This window comes from Coraliomargarita parva (assembly GCF_027257905.1).
GTDB lineage: Bacteria > Verrucomicrobiota > Verrucomicrobiia > Opitutales > Coraliomargaritaceae > Coraliomargarita_A > Coraliomargarita_A parva.
In genome coordinates, this window is the sequence record NZ_JAPZEI010000018.1 from 1 (window position 1) to 16,521 (window position 16,521).

25 protein-coding genes are annotated in these 16,521 nt (G+C 49.7%); 23 read left to right on the forward strand and 2 right to left on the reverse strand.

The features are described from left to right. Nucleotides 1–168: 168 nt before the first annotated feature. The 22 genes from O2597_RS18165 to O2597_RS18270 all read left to right on the forward strand — a co-directional run bounded on the left by O2597_RS18165 (nt 169) and on the right by O2597_RS18270 (nt 13,138). Complete coding sequence (locus O2597_RS18165; protein WP_269527140.1) at nt 169–729, forward strand: hypothetical protein; 561 nt, start codon at nt 169–171, stop codon at nt 727–729. 47 nt (nt 730–776) lie between these two features. Then, complete coding sequence (locus O2597_RS18170) at nt 777–1,373, forward strand: hypothetical protein (protein WP_269527142.1); 597 nt, start codon at nt 777–779, stop codon at nt 1,371–1,373. A gap of 21 nt (nt 1,374–1,394) precedes the next feature. Then, nucleotides 1,395–1,880, forward strand: a complete 486-nt coding sequence (locus O2597_RS18175) for a hypothetical protein (protein WP_269527144.1) — start codon at nt 1,395–1,397, stop codon at nt 1,878–1,880. A gap of 53 nt (nt 1,881–1,933) precedes the next feature. Beyond that, nucleotides 1,934–2,371, forward strand: coding sequence for a hypothetical protein (locus O2597_RS18180; RefSeq protein WP_269527146.1), 438 nt, complete (start codon nt 1,934–1,936; stop codon nt 2,369–2,371). A gap of 73 nt (nt 2,372–2,444) precedes the next feature. Beyond that, entirely contained in the window at nt 2,445–2,762 is a 318-nt protein-coding gene (locus tag O2597_RS18185; protein ID WP_269527148.1) for a hypothetical protein, read from the forward strand. Nucleotides 2,763–2,827: 65 nt separating this feature from the next. Beyond that, nucleotides 2,828–3,313, forward strand: a complete 486-nt coding sequence (locus O2597_RS18190; RefSeq protein WP_269527149.1) for a hypothetical protein — start codon at nt 2,828–2,830, stop codon at nt 3,311–3,313. A gap of 367 nt (nt 3,314–3,680) precedes the next feature. Beyond that, nucleotides 3,681–4,130, forward strand: a complete 450-nt coding sequence (locus tag O2597_RS18195; RefSeq protein ID WP_269527150.1) for a hypothetical protein — start codon at nt 3,681–3,683, stop codon at nt 4,128–4,130. Nucleotides 4,131–4,132: 2 nt separating this feature from the next. After that, nucleotides 4,133–4,462, forward strand: coding sequence for a hypothetical protein (locus tag O2597_RS18200; protein WP_269527151.1), 330 nt, complete (start codon nt 4,133–4,135; stop codon nt 4,460–4,462). Nucleotides 4,463–4,588: 126 nt separating this feature from the next. Continuing rightward, the gene (locus tag O2597_RS18205) at nt 4,589–4,882 is read left to right on the forward strand and encodes a hypothetical protein (RefSeq protein WP_269527152.1); all 294 of its coding nucleotides are present in this window, start codon (nt 4,589–4,591) and stop codon (nt 4,880–4,882) included. Between the two features lie 32 nt (nt 4,883–4,914). Then, on the forward strand, nt 4,915–5,370 hold the full coding sequence (locus tag O2597_RS18210; RefSeq protein ID WP_269527154.1) for a hypothetical protein: 456 nt from the start codon (nt 4,915–4,917) through the stop codon (nt 5,368–5,370). A gap of 63 nt (nt 5,371–5,433) precedes the next feature. Then, nucleotides 5,434–6,081 (forward strand): hypothetical protein, encoded by a 648-nt coding sequence (locus tag O2597_RS18215; protein WP_269527155.1) that lies wholly within the window; start codon nt 5,434–5,436, stop codon nt 6,079–6,081. Between the two features lie 69 nt (nt 6,082–6,150). Beyond that, entirely contained in the window at nt 6,151–6,930 is a 780-nt protein-coding gene (locus tag O2597_RS18220; protein WP_269527157.1) for a hypothetical protein, read from the forward strand. Nucleotides 6,931–7,023: 93 nt separating this feature from the next. Beyond that, nucleotides 7,024–7,725 (forward strand): hypothetical protein, encoded by a 702-nt coding sequence (locus O2597_RS18225; RefSeq protein ID WP_269527159.1) that lies wholly within the window; start codon nt 7,024–7,026, stop codon nt 7,723–7,725. 111 nt (nt 7,726–7,836) lie between these two features. Continuing rightward, entirely contained in the window at nt 7,837–8,208 is a 372-nt protein-coding gene (locus O2597_RS18230; RefSeq protein ID WP_269527161.1) for a hypothetical protein, read from the forward strand. Nucleotides 8,209–8,782: 574 nt separating this feature from the next. After that, nucleotides 8,783–9,523 (forward strand): hypothetical protein, encoded by a 741-nt coding sequence (locus O2597_RS18235; RefSeq protein ID WP_269527163.1) that lies wholly within the window; start codon nt 8,783–8,785, stop codon nt 9,521–9,523. Between the two features lie 354 nt (nt 9,524–9,877). After that, nucleotides 9,878–10,135 carry a type II toxin-antitoxin system Phd/YefM family antitoxin gene (locus O2597_RS18240; protein ID WP_269527164.1) on the forward strand — a complete coding sequence of 86 codons (258 nt, stop codon included), beginning with the start codon at nt 9,878–9,880 and terminating at the stop codon, nt 10,133–10,135. Beyond that, entirely contained in the window at nt 10,132–10,386 is a 255-nt protein-coding gene (locus O2597_RS18245; RefSeq protein ID WP_269527166.1) for a Txe/YoeB family addiction module toxin, read from the forward strand. Before O2597_RS18240 ends, O2597_RS18245 begins: the two co-directional genes overlap by 4 nt. Nucleotides 10,387–10,639: 253 nt before the next feature. Continuing rightward, entirely contained in the window at nt 10,640–10,861 is a 222-nt protein-coding gene (locus O2597_RS18250) for a ribbon-helix-helix protein, CopG family (RefSeq protein WP_269527167.1), read from the forward strand. Then, complete coding sequence (locus tag O2597_RS18255; RefSeq protein WP_269527169.1) at nt 10,848–11,108, forward strand: type II toxin-antitoxin system RelE family toxin; 261 nt, start codon at nt 10,848–10,850, stop codon at nt 11,106–11,108. The genes O2597_RS18250 and O2597_RS18255 overlap by 14 nt, the downstream gene beginning before the upstream one ends. Before the next feature lie 717 nt (nt 11,109–11,825). Beyond that, nucleotides 11,826–12,128 carry a hypothetical protein gene (locus O2597_RS18260; RefSeq protein WP_269527171.1) on the forward strand — a complete coding sequence of 101 codons (303 nt, stop codon included), beginning with the start codon at nt 11,826–11,828 and terminating at the stop codon, nt 12,126–12,128. Nucleotides 12,129–12,186: 58 nt separating this feature from the next. Continuing rightward, nucleotides 12,187–12,519, forward strand: coding sequence for a hypothetical protein (locus O2597_RS18265; RefSeq protein WP_269527172.1), 333 nt, complete (start codon nt 12,187–12,189; stop codon nt 12,517–12,519). Between the two features lie 217 nt (nt 12,520–12,736). After that, on the forward strand, nt 12,737–13,138 hold the full coding sequence (locus tag O2597_RS18270) for a hypothetical protein (protein ID WP_269527174.1): 402 nt from the start codon (nt 12,737–12,739) through the stop codon (nt 13,136–13,138). On the opposite strand, the gene O2597_RS18275 is transcribed toward O2597_RS18270, so the two are convergent. Then, on the reverse strand, nt 13,135–14,139 hold the full coding sequence (locus O2597_RS18275) for a LacI family DNA-binding transcriptional regulator (RefSeq protein ID WP_269527176.1): 1,005 nt from the start codon (nt 14,137–14,139) through the stop codon (nt 13,135–13,137). The two genes, O2597_RS18270 and O2597_RS18275, sit on opposite strands and share 4 nt — an antisense overlap. A 156-nt stretch (nt 14,140–14,295) precedes the next feature. On the opposite strand from O2597_RS18275, the gene O2597_RS18280 reads away from it, so the two are divergent. Next, complete coding sequence (locus tag O2597_RS18280) at nt 14,296–15,408, forward strand: glycoside hydrolase family 113 (protein ID WP_269527177.1); 1,113 nt, start codon at nt 14,296–14,298, stop codon at nt 15,406–15,408. 6 nt (nt 15,409–15,414) lie between these two features. Here the strand turns inward: O2597_RS18280 and O2597_RS18285 are convergent, their stop codons facing one another. Further along, entirely contained in the window at nt 15,415–16,482 is a 1,068-nt protein-coding gene (locus O2597_RS18285) for a purine-nucleoside phosphorylase (protein ID WP_269527179.1), read from the reverse strand. Nucleotides 16,483–16,521: the final 39 nt, after the last annotated feature.

The following is a 16,521-nucleotide window of genomic DNA, read 5'->3' on the forward strand; positions in this document are numbered from 1 at the left end:
GCGAAGGCAGCTGCCCACCACCAATAACAACATCCAACAACCTTCCAGTCTGGACTTCCATCCGAAGCTCCACTGGACTACATCTAAACAATCACTGCAACCTGTCCAAGGTTCGGGTCCACTTCACCCATAGGCTGGTTGCCTGGTCTCACCGTTCTGAGAGATAAAATGAAACTACGACTCACAGGTATACTGCTTGCGCTCTTATCAGCTATCTCGGCTCAAGAACCAAAGAGTGAAGCCGAGCACCTGAAGGCTATCCGAGAGAGCATGCAGGTCATCCAGCAAGGCCTCTACGATCTCAGAATAAAAGAACTGACTGAAAAGGAAATCGATAGCCTGCTGAACGAATGTGAGCAGCAGATGCCAGGGACAAATCAAATTCAGACTACAGTGTTGGGCTACCTCTTGCTGAATCCGAGCCTTTCAACCGAACAAGAAGAAAGAACAAGAGAACTTTTACTGAAGAGACTGGAGTATCATTGGCTCGATGAACACAAAGCTGACCAGCTTATCACCCCGTTCCTATTCTCACTGAATAAAGAAGATGATGAACTCCTCCAGCCATCAGTCAAAATCTACTCGGAAGACATCTGGGGCGATCTATCACCAGCAGCACAGAAGATTTACATGGATTCAGTGTTCTCAGCACACAAGAAAGCTATCTACTTTGACCTCATAAGGAGAGAGACCGACCTAGAACTAAAAACACAGAACAAGACGGAGTGATCAACGCGAGTGCCTCGTGTCGATCATCCTCCACGATCGACAGAAAAATGAAAAAGAAAGTGATCATTGCGATACCTGTGATCCTAATTCTAGGGTATTTCACGGTCTTGGCAGTTTTGACCTATAATGCGAAAAGTAAATATGACACCTTCGCGGAGCAATACTCTCAGCTATCAATTGTCGAGCTCACGCCCAAAAAAGAAAAGGAAATATTGGATGACATTTCTGGGATGACAAGCAGAGGAACCGTTGATCCAGCAACGCAGAATGAAAAAAAGATCTTACACCAGGAACTTGGCCTATCTTACGATACGCAAGGGTTCGTTGACCTAGTTACATTTAATCCGCCTCCATTCGATTTATTCGACATGGAAAAGAATAAATTAAACGCTCAGAAGATGATTCTGATGGGCATATTCTCCCCGATGGCATCTGCAAACAAGCACATTTATGTGAAGAGTAATACAACGGGCATTCAGAAAGCATTTATCGGGATGCTCGATGGAAAGTCGTATCTTGAAATTAAAAATGACGATGATGGAGTATACACAGAGGTTTTGCACTACACACCCACTGAAGAAAACGAGGTCGATCCAGACGGCGTAGTCAACTCCGTTACGGCTCCGCCTACACTCCGCGACTAGCCTTACCTTTAGCTAGACGTAATGAAAAATTTAATCATCATTATTTTCACGTTCGTAGCGATTGCCTCTCACGCAGAAGAGAAAAAGAAGACATTCTTAAGGACATTCGATTGGTTCCCAAATCCTGAGATGAAATTAGAGGCGTGGCTATTTACCCTGAACCCATCATCGCCTCTGGCCCCCGGACTGAGCGAAGGCTACAACCCCATTGACGAGTGTGATGGTGAGATGAATTACGACGAAATGAAACTTTTAAGATACTTCGAAAGTGAAGGTTTCGACTTTCTTGGTGTAGATGGAAGCCTTATCTGCCTTCCTTCTGGAACCATGCGAGCAATATTTGCAGAAGGGAAAGATTACAGATCTTTTATACTGATAGAACAGACTAAAGAGAATTTAGTGAAAATTGAGAAGCATCTACGGACTAAATGCCATTCAGATATAAAAGCCGAACCGCTCAGAGTAATTGAAACGACTAAAGAAAAAGGAGCTAACCAGCATGAGTAGACAACGACTAGGCTGCGCCTAGTCGTGTCTATCATCATCGTTAGGTAATAAGAATGGAAAAAGAAATCCCAGACGGCGAATACACCATGTCACAAGGTGAGCGTTTTTTAGGGATAGCGTTCCCCGCTATTGTTGGGGTGCCGCTAATATCCTTAGGGATTTCTGGATTCATTCCTGATAAATATGGCGTCACTCTACCGAAGTTTGGTGCTTTTATGGTTCTGTTTGGCATTTTCAGTTTTGCCTTTCTTCAAGCATTTCTCCTCAGAAAAGTAAAAAAATCGAACGGTATCCTAAAAACTCAAAATCCACTTTGCCTTCTCAACCAGTGTTTCGACATAGATAAAATTGAAGGATATCGCTACAGAGGGGGAGTTCGTCACAAGGGCTTTTACATGCTCGAAATCCTGTATAAAGGAAAATGGAATCCTATAATGGGCAATATGGCCTTTCTGAAGCAGCTCCCACCGAATAAAAAACCGAAGACCTAACCAATCGGAGGTCTCAATTCAGTTACGCGCTCCGCGCTTCACTTCTTGAGACTCCTCTACGTTCTAGAAGGAAATGAATGAAAAAGAAAAACCTTGGGTGAGGATCTACGATCCTTGGGGCGATGCCGAAGGCAGCATTTCAGGGAATAAAGAAGGGCTGACAGAATTAAAAAAGAAAATAGAACAGGCTCTCAGTAATGACCATGCACCCATGGAAGAACTAGACTGTGACTTTGAATGCGTAGTCGTAAGAGAAACAAAAGAAGAGAACGTAAAGCCAGACAGTGCAACTGACCGACTACTTAAGGGAGGATGCTTAGTCATAGTAGCGACATGCATATTGATCTTCGGCTATGGGCTCATCAGTCTTTGGGAGACTCTAACACAATAAAAACTAGAACCAGTCAGCATAGGCAACGCCTTTGGCGCGCCTAGCCTCGACGTTCGCTAGAAAAAATGAAGAGAGGCCTAACACCTCAGGAAAACGAGGAAAGAGCACGAATCGACCGGATCAGAGGAAAAGATCCGAATGAGACTGTGCGGCTTCACGAACTGAACATTCTCCAGTCTGCGCTCGAATTCCGCTATGGAAAAAGGAACCTCCCAGAGGCTTTCTACGATTTCCTGAAACACAAAGGAATCGAAATAGAAGGCTCTATTCTGATCTCAGCAGCTGATTGGGAACAAGGAACGAACCCATTGTTTGGCGAGATCCTGAGCCAAGAAGAAAAGTTCTATTCCTACGATCTAGACTTTACCGAAGACGGAACTGACTTACTTGAAGTAAACGAATGGATAGACATTACTGAAGAGAAGAATTTGAAGGAGCATAATCGTGGTGTTCCAAAAACCTACTACAAAATCGCTGTTGAAGTTTTAAGAAAACTACGAAGCGAACAAGTCAGTGGTCACAACTCCGGGGGCTGCGCCCCCTCCGCGTGACACTTCGGCGTTCTGCGAAAGAATTGAATGAATCACTTAGATTATCATATCATATGGATAAGCCTGATTGCACTCGCTATTTCAATTCCAACTCCTTCATTTGTTGGTGTGTTATCTGTGCTCTTGGTTGAGTTCATACTCATCCTCAACGTCTGCAAAAAGAATAAAGAGAATCGTTCGATATATTACATTTTAAACCAAACCCCACCACTTTTAATTGTTCTGGTATTGATATGCAAAAATTAAGTATCCTTAAGGACAGATGAAACCTAACCACAGATCGAAGGGCAGAACCAGTCGGTGGTCTCAATTCCTTTTGCGCTCCGCGCTTCAGTCTTGAGACACCTCGACGTTCGATGAAAGAATTATGAAAAAAATAATATACCCCACCATACTGCTCCTAGTAGCTCTGCTTTCATTCTTCTCCGGTGCCTTTGTAATGAAGAAGCAAACAGAAGACTTATACATCAAGCCCTACCTCAGCGACCTAGCGATCAGTCATCTCTATGCGGCAACACTCATTAGAGAAGGAATATCCGACCCGCTACATTCCGAGAGCTATGGGTTGGAATATTTAAGCATCGCTGCAGGGCTAGAAATGGAACAAGAGAATACTCTGAAGTGGTATAAAACCTATATTGAGAAGTATGACATTCCGGTGTCCCAGGAAATCAGAGAGATTCTCGAACCATACGACACCTTTGATCTCGATGAGAAAATGGTGGATGTCATCAAGAATAAGTTCTTTCGAGGCAGTCAAAGCAGCGTCTACTCCACACTTACGGCATCGAACCAGCCGCAGGTGACAACGCCATAGGCGTGTCACTGCTCATACGATGGGCAAAACAAAAAAATAAAGTGAGCTACACTGTTGAACAGATGAACGAGGAGCGGGAGTCTTTTGGTCCATATCGCTATACAATCTCAAAAGATAATAAGGAAATTGCCATTTTCTCACACGACTACCGTGGAGAAGTAGCAGGAATAAAAGTAATCAGCACTGGGCATGAAGTGGACCCACCATTTGGAATGAGCTCTGACTTTCTTACAGGAGGAGGTCGATTTCCTCTCGGTCTAAGTTCAAAAGCTATCGACTATTTGGATCAGCTATTACAGAAAAATCAGAAAGCCCATCAAGGCGGGATATGACAACTCCGTTACGGCTTCGCCTCCACTCCGCGCATACCCTTTACGTTGGGTAAGAAAATGAAAATGAAGCAATTAATACTTCTATGCATCCTTCCAGTCCTGATGCTTGTCGGAGGTCTAGCCCTCATGGCGAACGAAAAGAAAATTCCACAGTCGGAAGAACCAACAAATCTACGAAGCTATATTGGAAAGGTTGAGCTCTCGAAAGATGGATTGAATGAAAGAGAAAAGGAAATGCTCAACAATCTAAGTATTTGTGCTTCGGAACTCTCTACATTTCACCAAGCATATTCAGCGATGGGAAGATTGGTTGGTGCACTAAGTAAATTATTGGTCTGCTTTGGAATCCTACAGCTATTGGCAATCGGTAGCGTCTACATAAAATCGAAGACCCAACTAGCCGGAGTGGACAACGCCTAACGGCGCGTCCATCCTCGACGTTGGATAGAGAAATGAATCAAAAAACTGAACAGATCATCGGAAGGTTTCTAGCTGCTCTTCTAGTATTGAATCTGGTTGTCTTTTTTGGATCCGGGGATTTTGTCGACGAAAATAAGACTTACGGAATGGCAATGTTTTGGGCGACCTTTTTCAGTTGGTCGCTTCTTTTGTTTTGGATGACCAGTCTCAGATATTCGAAAGTAACAAATAAGAAAGTTAGCTACACCATCGCTCGACTGGCAGTTGCATATTCTTTTCTGCAAATTCCAATCTGGTGCATTATTTCAAAAGAATTCCCACCAGAGAACTTCTCACTATCAGAAGCGCTATTGTTGACCCTCGGAGCCGTTTTCGGTTTATTTGGTCCAGCAGCACCTTTGATTTCATCCTTCCTCAGTCGTCTGAGTGCCGCCAATGCGGAGCAACATCGACAAATCAAAATCAAAAAATCCAACAAGGCAGGATAGGACAATTCCGTTACGCGCTCCGCGCTTCACTCCATGCCTACCTTTAACGTTCTACGAAAGAAATTGAAAAACATTCTCTACATCACCCTGATAATTCTACCGGTAGCCATATTCGGGAGAGAACCCAAAGACGTTCTCAATGAATCGAAGCTTATTGTTACGGAGCTAAAGAAAGAAAAGAAGAGAGAAGCTATGTTGATTTACAACTGGCTTGCGAACACTTCAGAAACCCGAATCCATCAACTCCGAGGAGCCACAGAAAACGTTCTGTATATCCACGAAAACGGTCACTACGAAGCTGTTTTCGATGGAGAAGGGAAAATAGTAAGAGATGGAATAAACGATGGTTCATACAACTACGCTCATCCCGTCGAAGACCCCGCGAATCATTTTACGCTAGATATACTGCCTTGGATTTTCTGGGGATATTCCCGAGAAGACCCGACTTCGATAGAAGAAAGAATTGTAGCCTATTCGGAATCTCTTGGAAGTGGCTTAGTCTCAGCCCAAGCAAACCATCAGGACTTCAAAAAAAAGAAGCTCTCTAAGGACGAAAGAGAAGCCATTGCTATCTTTGTGCGCATCATTGAAGCAGGCGACGTTTCGGAAGTTTATGAGATTTTGAGCGACCCGAAATATGAATCAAAAAATCCCTATGCTATAGGTGATGGACTCACGAAAGGTTTGATGACCGTAATGTTAAATAAGTAGAACCAGACAGTGCTGGACAACGTCGCTAACGCGCCGTCGCCAGACCTCGACGTTGTGCAAAAGAATGTAATGAAATCACTGATCGCCCTCATTTTTATCACACTACTCTCAGGGTGTTCTAGAACAGAGCTCCTGGATAAAATGGCTCCTGATGACAGGAAAGTGCAGGCCATAGAAACATTGGAAGCGCTCAGAAAAGGAACCGGTGAAGAAACTTTTGCTTTACTTCCCGATGAACAGAAAAATGAAGAAGCAAGAAGAACGCTAGCAATGCTAGCGCAAGGAATGCCTGACTACGATTACACGAGTCTCACATTCGTTAATTATCAGTGGCGGAAAGTGAATTCGCAGGAGTTCTACTATTTCGTCTTCGAGTATGATTTCGAAGGGCACTATCTCCTCGCTGACATCACCCTACAAAAGAAAGGTGACGATTTTTGGGTGGCTGGACTTCACGCCAATGAAGTCGCTGAATCCATCGTAGAATCGAGTAAGTTCGATTTTGATAATGCCGGAATCCTGCATTTTGGCTTCCTTGGAGCTGTCATTTTATTTCCTGTTCTTAGTATCGCGACACTTGTCGTTTGTATTCGAACAAAAGGACTAAAAAGGAAGTGGCTGTGGTGTATCTTTATTTTGATCGGGTTCATGAGCTTTAAGCTGAACTGGAGCACTGGCGATTGGTTCTGGCAGCCACTATCTTTTCAGCTATTGAGCAGTAGTGCATTTTCGTCAGGAGCATATGGGCCATGGATACTAGGATTCTCAGTTCCAGTTGGTGCAGTAGCCTTTTGGGACAAGCGAAAGAAACTCAAGGCACAACCAGTCGATGGCGACAATGTCGGCTAGCGCCGCCAACGTCACATCTCGACGTTCGGTCAAAGGAGAGATGGCAAAATGAATGCAATATCCCGTCTGCGAATCGTTACCTTCACATGCGTAATGTGGACTCTCCCGGTCTTTGCGTTGCATTCCGGCATCACAGACGCCAAAGGCGACTGTGCTTTTTCGGAAGAGTTTATTCGTGATTATGACCAAGCACAGAAACTGGTCGATGAACTCAAATCGGCAGAGCCACTGATTAAGCTTACAGAGAAGTATCAGCAAGAGCAGGAACAGGCGGAACTTGAGCTATCCATCGGCTTGGCATACAACCAGAGAACAGGTGTCGTTGATCCGGCAAAGGCAGTAGTCCACCTTTCAAATGCGCTCAAGTTTCAGCTACCAGAACGAACGCAGATTAAGATTTTCATGTGGCGAGGCAATTCCCTCGAAGGACTAAAGAAACATGAGGAGGCCCTGCAAGACTACCTCAGAGGACTCTTAGCTTGTTCCTACCATGATCTGTCAGGGGAATGGCCAGAGATCAAGCCCTCTGACGTGCCCATCTATATGAACTCGGACGACCCAAAGAATGAGCAGCGCGTCCGTGACTACCAGAGATATCGAAGGAGTATTGACTTCCAGCGATTTCTTTTCATGCAACGCCACTATTTGATTGAAGCAGTGAAAAGAGTCCAAGTGGACGCAGCCATTGATGAAGCTCAGATCCGGCGCATACTGAAAGGACTCACGCCAGACGAAAGTCGATATGACGTGGTGCTCGGTTCCATCAAATCGAAGAACGAACGACCTTGGCCATAGAGACCGAACAAGATAAATGGAGGATATCGTCGCGTAGCCGCGCCAAATCCTCATTTGCAACGTTCGACTATCATTGCTACTGAATGTATTTAAAATGAGTTTTTTCGAGTTATGGATGAATTAGATAATTTTGCTAAAGCCGGCGTATACACTTTTATTTTATTGTGCGGGCTTCTTCCTCTTGAAGCCAATGGATTTGGGTTTGGTTTACCTGTTACACCAGCGTCAGCTTTGATGTGTTCATGTGTTGGTGGTTTGGTTGGTGGGGGCCTGATTTGCAGGAATCCGTTAGTGGCAGGTTTGATTGGCGGCTTAATTGCTGGCCCATCTAGTTATTTCGCTGTCAGTATCTTGGCGCAAAATTTCGACACGCTGTATACGTTGGCAATTGTCTTAGTCCAAGGACTGTCTACCCTGCCGGGCGTTGGAGTTGCTTTGTTATTAAAAAAACTTTTATTAAAAACTGAATCAAGTGCGGCCTAATAAATCGTTCAAGACGACCGCGCTACGCTCGGCGGCTTAACTCCAGCGTTATTCAGTAAAATGAAATGATAGGAATGCTAACAATCGGACTGCCTTTTATTGGCTTGTGCATTTGGCTCTACCTGAAGTTCAGTCCACGAAAATTAAAAGAAAGAATGGTCTTTGAGTCTGCAGCGTTCTGTTTGCTGGCTCTCGGCATTTTCTTTGTTTCGAACTACTCCTATGAATCAATGAAAAGAACTACTGATAGTGCATGGTGGCCGGTCCTAGCGTTCTTTTGCAACTTAGGTTTATACCTGCTTTCCTGCTACTGTCAGCCTTGCTCCGAAAATTTACCTACAGAAACACTAAACCAGCCAGAGGTGGCAACGGCTAACGGGAATGGCACTACTTTAAGGACAAATTGAAGGGTTCCTATTGCAACAAAGCGTCGCTCGTAGTGGCTGCTTTAGCTGCCATATTCAGCATCCTAAGCCACCTCGGCTCGATGGCGACTGAAGTCGCCACTACGATAAGAAGCTTAAAGTAGTGCCATTCACGGCTAACGGGCGGTTCTACCTTAATAGCTAAGAAAATGAAATCAACGAAGCCCTGCCTCACCAGCATTTGCCTATTAATATCGAGCTATGCATTTGCAGATTTCCCCATTGCGACTGGACTCGAATACTCCGGCGGCGGAGCAGGCAGCGAAAATGAAGATGACTGGCTCCTTTTTCAGTATACATATGGCGGCATCTACTTCGGCGAGTTCGAAAGAGAAAATGACTTAGGGGTAGAGCGTTTTTTCGACTCCGAAACACCTGGATTTGCTGATTTGCTGGAAAGCGTAACAGATGGCAGTGGAACCGAATATATTGGCTACCACATACTATTTCCGAGATCTCAATCGAACAACAATCTAGCTACATCAGTGTCTCAATCGAGTGAGTTTTCTGAAGTGAATTCCGAATACCCCGACTTGAAGGGTTTTACCATTACCAAAATTGGGTTCAAGGTCACGAAATGGGAAATCACATTCGAACAGTTTTTCTCCCCAGGCTCCGGGACCTACTACACCGAGGCAAATTTTGACTTCGACTACGAACTTACATATTACGGATACAAAATACCCAAGATCAAGAATCTGAATGGAAATGGTTTCAAATGGACAGCAGCAACGCCATTTCACTACGTTGTTCAAACATCCAGTGACCTGAAAGAATGGGATGATGCATCCGAACTAATCGTTGGAGATAACACAGAAGTTCAAACTCAATTCAATAAGGATTCTAGCACCCATCTGTTCTACAGAATAGCACTTAGAGGCAGCCAATGAGCTAAGCAGTCGATTGTCTCAATACCTTTCGCGCTCCGCTCTACAGTCTTGAGACATCTCTACGATATTGAGATAAAATTGAATGGAACATTGAACCACAGATGACACGGATTGGCACAGATCAGGGAGAAAACGAATGAAAGGAATCTGTGTTCATCTGGGTAATCCGTGGTTAACAACGTAAGCGTCCGGTAGAGTTCCCCATCGATCTCTATCGACATGGGTCGGATGGCGTTTTCGATAAGATTGTTGTCGAGCCGGGCCACGGCGACACCTCCGGAGCACCACTCCTTAGACCTTGGGCGAGAAATTGAAAATTGACTTTCAGGCTTTTCTGGACATCTTCCTGTCCATATGAACGCCATCACCTACACTGCTGCGAGAGAGAATCTCGCATCCACGATCGATCGCGTTTGCAACGATCGAGATCCAGTCATCATCACTCGCAAGAGAAGCCAGTCTGTTGTCATGATCTCGCTGGAGGACTATGAAGCTCTCGAGGAGACCGCCTACCTCCTAAGAAGCCCAGCAAACGCAAAAAGGCTGGTTTCGGCCCTGGAAAACCTTGAAAAAGGAAAAGCTGAGATGAAGGAGGTTGATCTCGAGGCATGAATCTGGTGTTCACCCCGGAGGCTTGGGAAGACTACAGCTATTGGCAAAAGACCGACAAGCGGATCACGAAAAGAATCCATCAACTGATCCAGGACATCCGGAGAAGCCCATTCGAAGGGATCGGCAAACCAGAAGCACTAAGGCATCATCTATCAGGATGCTGGTCTCGAAGAATCACGGAAGAGCATCGAATCGTCTATAAGGTGACAGACGAAGGTGTCGCTTTCCTTCAAATGCGATACCACTACTGAGCAGAGAGACATTACGAGCCGCCCTTCGGCGAGCTCAGGCTTTGCAACAAGGAGCCACACATCCTCCCCAAAGGATGATAAGCCCCGTAAGAATGTAGTAGGAGTGGAAGGCGATTCGATCCCACCGGACACTTTGGAAGCTATATCCAGTCGCGGTGATCAACTTTGTTCGCTGCGCTCACTACGTCATCCTCCACGTTCGGGAAAAAGGACAGCTTGACGTCATGACGCTTTGACGGCACTCTTGTGAGCCATGAGCAAAGCCACACTTTACCTAGACGATTCAGTCCATAAGGCGTTGAGGCTCAAGGCAGCCGAAACAAGGATGTCTATGTCTGACCTCGTGAACGACGCACTAAAAGAAGCACTCAGAGAGGATCTCGAAGACATCTCAGACTGGAAAGCGCGAAAAAAAGAAAAAACGATCAGTTACGACGAGCTCCTGTCCCAGCTGAAGGAAGATGGCACCCTATAAACTCGAATTCGCGCCCTCAGTTCGGAAAGACCTCAAGAAGATACACAAGAAAGAGGTACTGAGGATTCTAGCCGCAGTCGAGGATCTCGCGAAAGACCCAAGACCAATCGGTTCTAAAAAGCTAACCAATGAAGAACTATACAGGATTCGAGTTGGGAACTACAGAGTTCTTTACGAGATACACGACAAGCGGCTGATTGTTCACGTCGTGAAAGTCGGGCACCGAAGAGATATATACAGAAAATAGCTCGAACCCTGAAGTGCCATATAACTCCGGCCAGCGCTCCGCGCTCGCCTGTGCGTATGTATTCATCGCTACGGGGAAGAATTGAAGAGCCACAGATGGCACGGATTGGCACAGATCAGGGAGAAAACGGATGAAAGGAATCTGAGTTCATCTGTGTAATCCGTGGTTAAAAAAAGGATCATCGTCACTTACCGGGTAAGTGCTTGTTGAAGTGGACGGATTCCATCGGGTCAGACTCGCGTATCGCTTATCCGTGAGCTCGAGTGATTCTATGGGTCGGCTTGATTGTGGACCCCTCCGTCTCCGCTCCGCGGATCCACCTCCCCTGCCTGCACCCGTCTTCGTCTAAGACTACGCCGGGCCATGGAGGAGGAGTTTATTGGGGCTCTGCGTGCGAGTTGACGTCGTTGTACAGAAAAACACCTCCTCTTTCCAAGGGGCGGCTTGTTGCGGCGTATCGGAGAGAAGACGGATGGCTGCGCCTGTCGCACACGGAGGGGGCGGAGCATACGAGGACTCATATCCAATGCCACGCTTTCCCGGAAATCGACGATGATCCTAAAAAAAACCTCTGGAGTCCATATCCAGTCGGAGCAGGACAACCCGACATGATGTGCCCTGAGTTTGGTGGACAAATTGCTTTCGATGGCGCATTACGAATCTATGGCATATCTATTGAACAGGTCCGCGGTGCTGATCACTCCCACGAAGAAATACATGGATTGGGTCCGAAGTGTGGACGACGAAGGAAAGCTGAACCCTTCGGATCAGGAAATAAAGGCAGCATCAACCGTTTATTTGGTGGACGAAGTGATGACCGGCACCAAGGAGGAGATTGTCGACATCATGGAGCGAAGTTATCTGGAAATCGCGATCCAAGAGTTTGCCGCATGGTGGACTGTAGAGGAGGACTGGCCACTTATTTCGGATCTGAAGGAGTTTGAAGGCTATTTCAAATGGAAGCTCATTGAAATGATCATGGACACCACGGATCAAGCATACGAAACTGAGGAAGTCTAAAGCGGAGCCGTACCGTATTGGATAGGCTTCCCGCCTATTTTCGGATCGGGACTGCAGCATGAACACGAAACCTAAAGAGTCGGATTGGAAGCATTTCCGGGATATGCTCGAGTTGCTTCGAGAAAGGTATCTCAAAGATAAGAACCGGGCGCTGGTCGAGATTCTCACTGACCCGGGCAGAAGCCCAACCGAGCAGTTTTGGGACAGCTTTGAGGCAATGAAAGAAGAAAGTGAGGTTTTGCATGCCTGCCTTGATGGCTATTCCCGGTCCAAGATGTATCAATATATGCTACGGATGCTTCGACATGGGATGCTCCTAGAGGAGGATCTGTCAGGCTTTAGCAAAGAGTTGCAGGAACAACTGATCCGCCACTTGAAAACGGATTTTTAGGCATCATCTGTCTGGATGTTGGTCGAGAAGAATCGCACCGGCCTGCGCTCCACGCTGACCTACACGTATAGACTCCATACATGCGTCGATCGTATTCTATCACCAACGCAACTCAATGAAGGTACCACAGGCACGAGTCCTATTTCTGAATCCGTCTGACTGGACGTGGTGGACCTGGATGCTTACGGCAATTCTGCTCGCAATCGGGTTGGCTGGAATGCCTGAAATGTTTCTGGCCGCGATCGCATTGACGGTCGCTCAGGGCATTGTGCTTTGGGTTCCCGAACGGAGTGTCACTGCTTTTCCGGTTCAGCTACGGATCGCCTATCTGGGTTTGCTCATCGTCTGTTACCTGCCGTCAATGCGCTGGTTGTATTGGCTCCCCACGGTCGGTACCTTTGCGCTCGTTCTATTCGGATACTGCCTTATGGCGCGCTTCCTCTCACTGCTGCCATGGAACAGTTCGGAGCGCTACTCGCTCGACCGCCTCCGGCGGACTTTCTTTTCCGCTCCCGACCTCTCCAGGCTGGAGGGCGCATCACACAAAGGCGACTGCGCTGGCGGCCTATGCACGATTGAAGCGCAAGTTGCCCCTGCGGATAAGCCGTCGACCGACTAAAGTCGCAAGGTGGTCCCGGGGCATTCGACGCCGGGAACGAGGAGGGTGGTGGCCTGGTCGGGAATACCGAAGCCGCCGCGCTCGACCAGGGCGGCGACCTGTTCGACCGCGGCGGCACCGATGGCTTCGTAGGCCGGATAGATCCCGCTGAACCGGGATTGGGGTGACTCGCAGTTGAAGGCGAAGAGTCCGATGTCCTCGGGGACCTTGCGGCCGGAGGCGAGCAGCCATGGATGGACCGCGCCGAACATGGTGAATATGACATCCGGTTGATGCGTATCGACCCATTGTAGGAAGGAGGCCTCGTGCAGGTTGTCCTCGACCAGAGGCGGCACGCGATCCTGTTCCGGTATGAGGTAGGCATTGAGTTGGAAGGCGGCGAGGGTGAGGAAGTCCATGCGCGCCTCGTGGCCTCTTTCCATGACAAAGCCGATGCGCTTGTAGCCATGGGCCTGGAGGCGTGCGAAGACCGCGCGGAGGGTGTGCATGACATCGCGGGCGACGCGGTGAGTCTCCGGGCGGTTGAGTGTATAGCCGATGGCCACGGCCGCGAGACCCTTCCAGTCGAGCTGGATTTCCGCGTGTGCTTGCGGCCAGGGGCCCAGGATGAGCCCGCGAATGCCCCGTGAGGCCAGTACCTTGCCCAGCTGTTCCATGGACAGCCCGTTCTGGCCGAGCTCGAAACGGTCGAGCCCGTAGCCCATTTCTTTGGCCCGTGCGGCAATCCCCGCGTAAAGTTTCGACTCGTAGGCATGGGGGCGGGGGGAGTCGGCGGTAAAGTAGCCCAAGGTCTCTTTGAAGGCCGGGGCCTGTCCGCCCGAGCGGATTTCCGACATGACGCGGGACATGCTGCGGTTGGGCTCATAGCCCAGGCGCTTGGCGGTCGCTTTGATGCGTGCCTTGGTGGCGGCCGGGATGCGGGGGTGATCCCGCAGGGCCAGAGAGACGGTTGCGGTGGAAACGTCGCAGGCGCGGGCGATGGCTGCGAGAGTAACTGGCATATCGGATCGGTAGTCTTTTTACCCCTTTAGTCAACGGTTAACCTTTCGAGGGTTTGTCTTCGCCGCCGTTGGCAACAGGATGTCGTGCTGCAAGTTGGCCCAGTCACGGAACCTGTGCGAAGCACATGCCGGGCTTTTTGATTCAAACCGTCTTTTATGCCTGATAAATCCACACCCGCCTTCACCGAAATCCAGACCGGAGTGACCTTCGGCTTCTACGCACGTAACGGCGTGCTCGGGAGCGCCTGGGCCCGCGAGCAAGTGGACCGGATGGCCGATGCGAATGTACGCTGGGTGGTCCTGACGCCGATCGTGATGCAGGACACCGCGCATACGGCCCGGCAGTACCGCGACTTCGAAGTCACGCCGAACGACCACGAGTTGTACCAGATCATCGAGTACATGCGCGGGCGCGGTATACGGGTGAACCTGCGTCCCATGTTGGAGACTCAGGATGGCAACGGCCGGCTTCAGGTATGGTTCCAGCCGGACCGCGAACGCATCCCCGGGCGCGTGTCCGACCACTGGGCGCGCTGGTTTGACAGCATGACTCTGCGCAGCGTGCACTACGCTCGCATCGCGCAGGATACCGGCTGCGAACTGTACGGTTTGGACAGTGAGCTGGATAGGACGATCCAGCAGGACGACGGGTGGAAGCGTGTGGTCGAAGCGGTGCGCGGGGTGTATCAGGGCCCGGTCACGAGCTGCCACACCACGCACACCGGTCTAATCGATTTCGACCGCGAACTGGAGCGTCCGGGGCATTGGTGGCGCGAGTTGGACATGCTGCAGCTCAGTTGCTACGAGCGCGGGGCGGAACAGCCGGGCACCAGCGTTGAGGCGATGATGGCGATGCTGGCCCCGCATGTGGCGCGGTTCCGCCGCTTGGCCGAAGCCTACGGCAAGCCGATCGCTTTTGGTGAATGCGGCTGCACCAGCTCGGCCGGTGGGGCGAAGGCTCCGTCGAGTTGGACCCCTGAATCGCCATACGACGGGGAGGAGCAGGCCAACTATCTGGAGGCGGTCCTGCGCAGCTTCTCGCCGGAGCCCTGGTGGAACGGTCTCTACTGGTGGAAATGGGACGAACAGAACGACCGCCCGCAATTCCGAACCGATCCCGCGGGCGACAAGGGCTTCACCGTCCTAGGCAAGCCGGCAGAGGTGCGCATGCGTGAGCTGTACGGCGAATTGAACCAGCAGCACAAGGAGCCCTATCATCGGGACGTGACGTTGGCTCAGTCCACCGTCGAGGCGCGTTTCCAGGATTAAGCCGACTTAGAAGGGCGAGTCCTCGTATTTTCCCCAGTTCTCTGAAATTTCCCGGGCGACGACATGGCCCACGCGCCAGAGACCTTCGACGGAGGACTCCATGGCGCCGAAGCCGTTCATTTCGCGGTCCAGGTTTTCGGCGGCGGTGAGGCCCGGCGGTTGCATGGTGTAGTTGCTGCCGGTGCGCAGGAGCATGACACGGTCAAAGTCGGCTTTGCCTCCGGCGGTGAGAAAGCGGACCGCTTCGAGGATCCCGCTGTCTTCCACCGCGCTGGTCACGAATTCGGCCTCATCCCCGGTCCAGTAGCGCACCCATTGGTTGGCCCATTCGTTGAGGATCTTGCCATGCCAGAAAGTACTGGCGGAGATGTTGTCGCCCTTCTTGACGACGGGTTTCGCGCGGGCGGCCGGATGTTCGGTGTAAGCGTTGCGCAGGTCTGCCATCGCAGGGGTGTCGAGTAGCTCGACGTCCTTGGTCAGCTCATAGGCCCAGTCGCGAAGTGTCGGGTTGAGGTGATAGACTTTGCCGTAGTCGTTGCCGACGGGCTGCGCATAGGGTTCGCTGCGCTTGAAGGGGAGGTAGCCGGTGGGCCAGTCCTCCGGCATCTCCCTCGGATCGATCTCATGGGCCCAGTCGGCGTTGACCACCCATTCGCCCCAGACGGCATCGCCCACGGCGCCGTCTTCCGGATCGATGCCGGCAATGCCTCCGATGATCCAATAGGCCTTGGAGAAGTCGAAACGAGGGTCCATGCCCATGGCCATGACACTGGCCGCGGCGCGGTCGGCAGTCAGCCCGGTATAGGTGACCAGAACGCCGCGGTCGCGGTCGATCGCAGCGTCGAAGCTGCTTTGGGGCAGCGGGACCAACTCCAGCTTTTCGTCGCCACTGACGCCCCGCGTGTACCAGTGCTGGAACTCGCCGGGGGCATCGCCTTCGATGGCACCGACCTCGAAATTGACCAGTACGACCACGCGGACTTCGAGCGGTGATTCGATTGTTTGTGCTTCCGAGGGGTGTAGGGCCAGGGCCGTTGCGCCCGCCAGCAAGGGGAGGATGTGTTTGAATTTCATGATTTTTCCGTCCTCTCTGCAGTTCATGTGCCAGACTTT

Coding starts and splice junctions, on each gene's coding strand:
- O2597_RS18285 (WP_269527179.1), bottom strand. CDS start 16,482: ATGAAATTCAAACACATCCTCCCCTTGCTGGCGGGCGCAACGGCCCTG.
- O2597_RS18185 (WP_269527148.1), top strand. CDS start 2,445: ATGAATGAAAAAGAAAAACCTTGGGTGAGGATCTACGATCCTTGGGGC.
- O2597_RS18220 (WP_269527157.1), top strand. CDS start 6,151: ATGAAATCACTGATCGCCCTCATTTTTATCACACTACTCTCAGGGTGT.
- O2597_RS18255 (WP_269527169.1), top strand. CDS start 10,848: ATGGCACCCTATAAACTCGAATTCGCGCCCTCAGTTCGGAAAGACCTC.
- O2597_RS18270 (WP_269527174.1), top strand. CDS start 12,737: ATGCCTGAAATGTTTCTGGCCGCGATCGCATTGACGGTCGCTCAGGGC.
- O2597_RS18170 (WP_269527142.1), top strand. CDS start 777: ATGAAAAAGAAAGTGATCATTGCGATACCTGTGATCCTAATTCTAGGG.
- O2597_RS18275 (WP_269527176.1), bottom strand. CDS start 14,139: ATGCCAGTTACTCTCGCAGCCATCGCCCGCGCCTGCGACGTTTCCACC.
- O2597_RS18230 (WP_269527161.1), top strand. CDS start 7,837: ATGGATGAATTAGATAATTTTGCTAAAGCCGGCGTATACACTTTTATT.
- O2597_RS18225 (WP_269527159.1), top strand. CDS start 7,024: ATGTGGACTCTCCCGGTCTTTGCGTTGCATTCCGGCATCACAGACGCC.
- O2597_RS18235 (WP_269527163.1), top strand. CDS start 8,783: ATGAAATCAACGAAGCCCTGCCTCACCAGCATTTGCCTATTAATATCG.
- O2597_RS18205 (WP_269527152.1), top strand. CDS start 4,589: ATGGCGAACGAAAAGAAAATTCCACAGTCGGAAGAACCAACAAATCTA.
- O2597_RS18175 (WP_269527144.1), top strand. CDS start 1,395: ATGAAAAATTTAATCATCATTATTTTCACGTTCGTAGCGATTGCCTCT.
- O2597_RS18240 (WP_269527164.1), top strand. CDS start 9,878: ATGAACGCCATCACCTACACTGCTGCGAGAGAGAATCTCGCATCCACG.
- O2597_RS18180 (WP_269527146.1), top strand. CDS start 1,934: ATGGAAAAAGAAATCCCAGACGGCGAATACACCATGTCACAAGGTGAG.
- O2597_RS18165 (WP_269527140.1), top strand. CDS start 169: ATGAAACTACGACTCACAGGTATACTGCTTGCGCTCTTATCAGCTATC.
- O2597_RS18210 (WP_269527154.1), top strand. CDS start 4,915: ATGAATCAAAAAACTGAACAGATCATCGGAAGGTTTCTAGCTGCTCTT.
- O2597_RS18245 (WP_269527166.1), top strand. CDS start 10,132: ATGAATCTGGTGTTCACCCCGGAGGCTTGGGAAGACTACAGCTATTGG.
- O2597_RS18195 (WP_269527150.1), top strand. CDS start 3,681: ATGAAAAAAATAATATACCCCACCATACTGCTCCTAGTAGCTCTGCTT.
- O2597_RS18190 (WP_269527149.1), top strand. CDS start 2,828: ATGAAGAGAGGCCTAACACCTCAGGAAAACGAGGAAAGAGCACGAATC.
- O2597_RS18250 (WP_269527167.1), top strand. CDS start 10,640: ATGAGCAAAGCCACACTTTACCTAGACGATTCAGTCCATAAGGCGTTG.
- O2597_RS18260 (WP_269527171.1), top strand. CDS start 11,826: ATGGATTGGGTCCGAAGTGTGGACGACGAAGGAAAGCTGAACCCTTCG.
- O2597_RS18265 (WP_269527172.1), top strand. CDS start 12,187: ATGAACACGAAACCTAAAGAGTCGGATTGGAAGCATTTCCGGGATATG.
- O2597_RS18280 (WP_269527177.1), top strand. CDS start 14,296: ATGCCTGATAAATCCACACCCGCCTTCACCGAAATCCAGACCGGAGTG.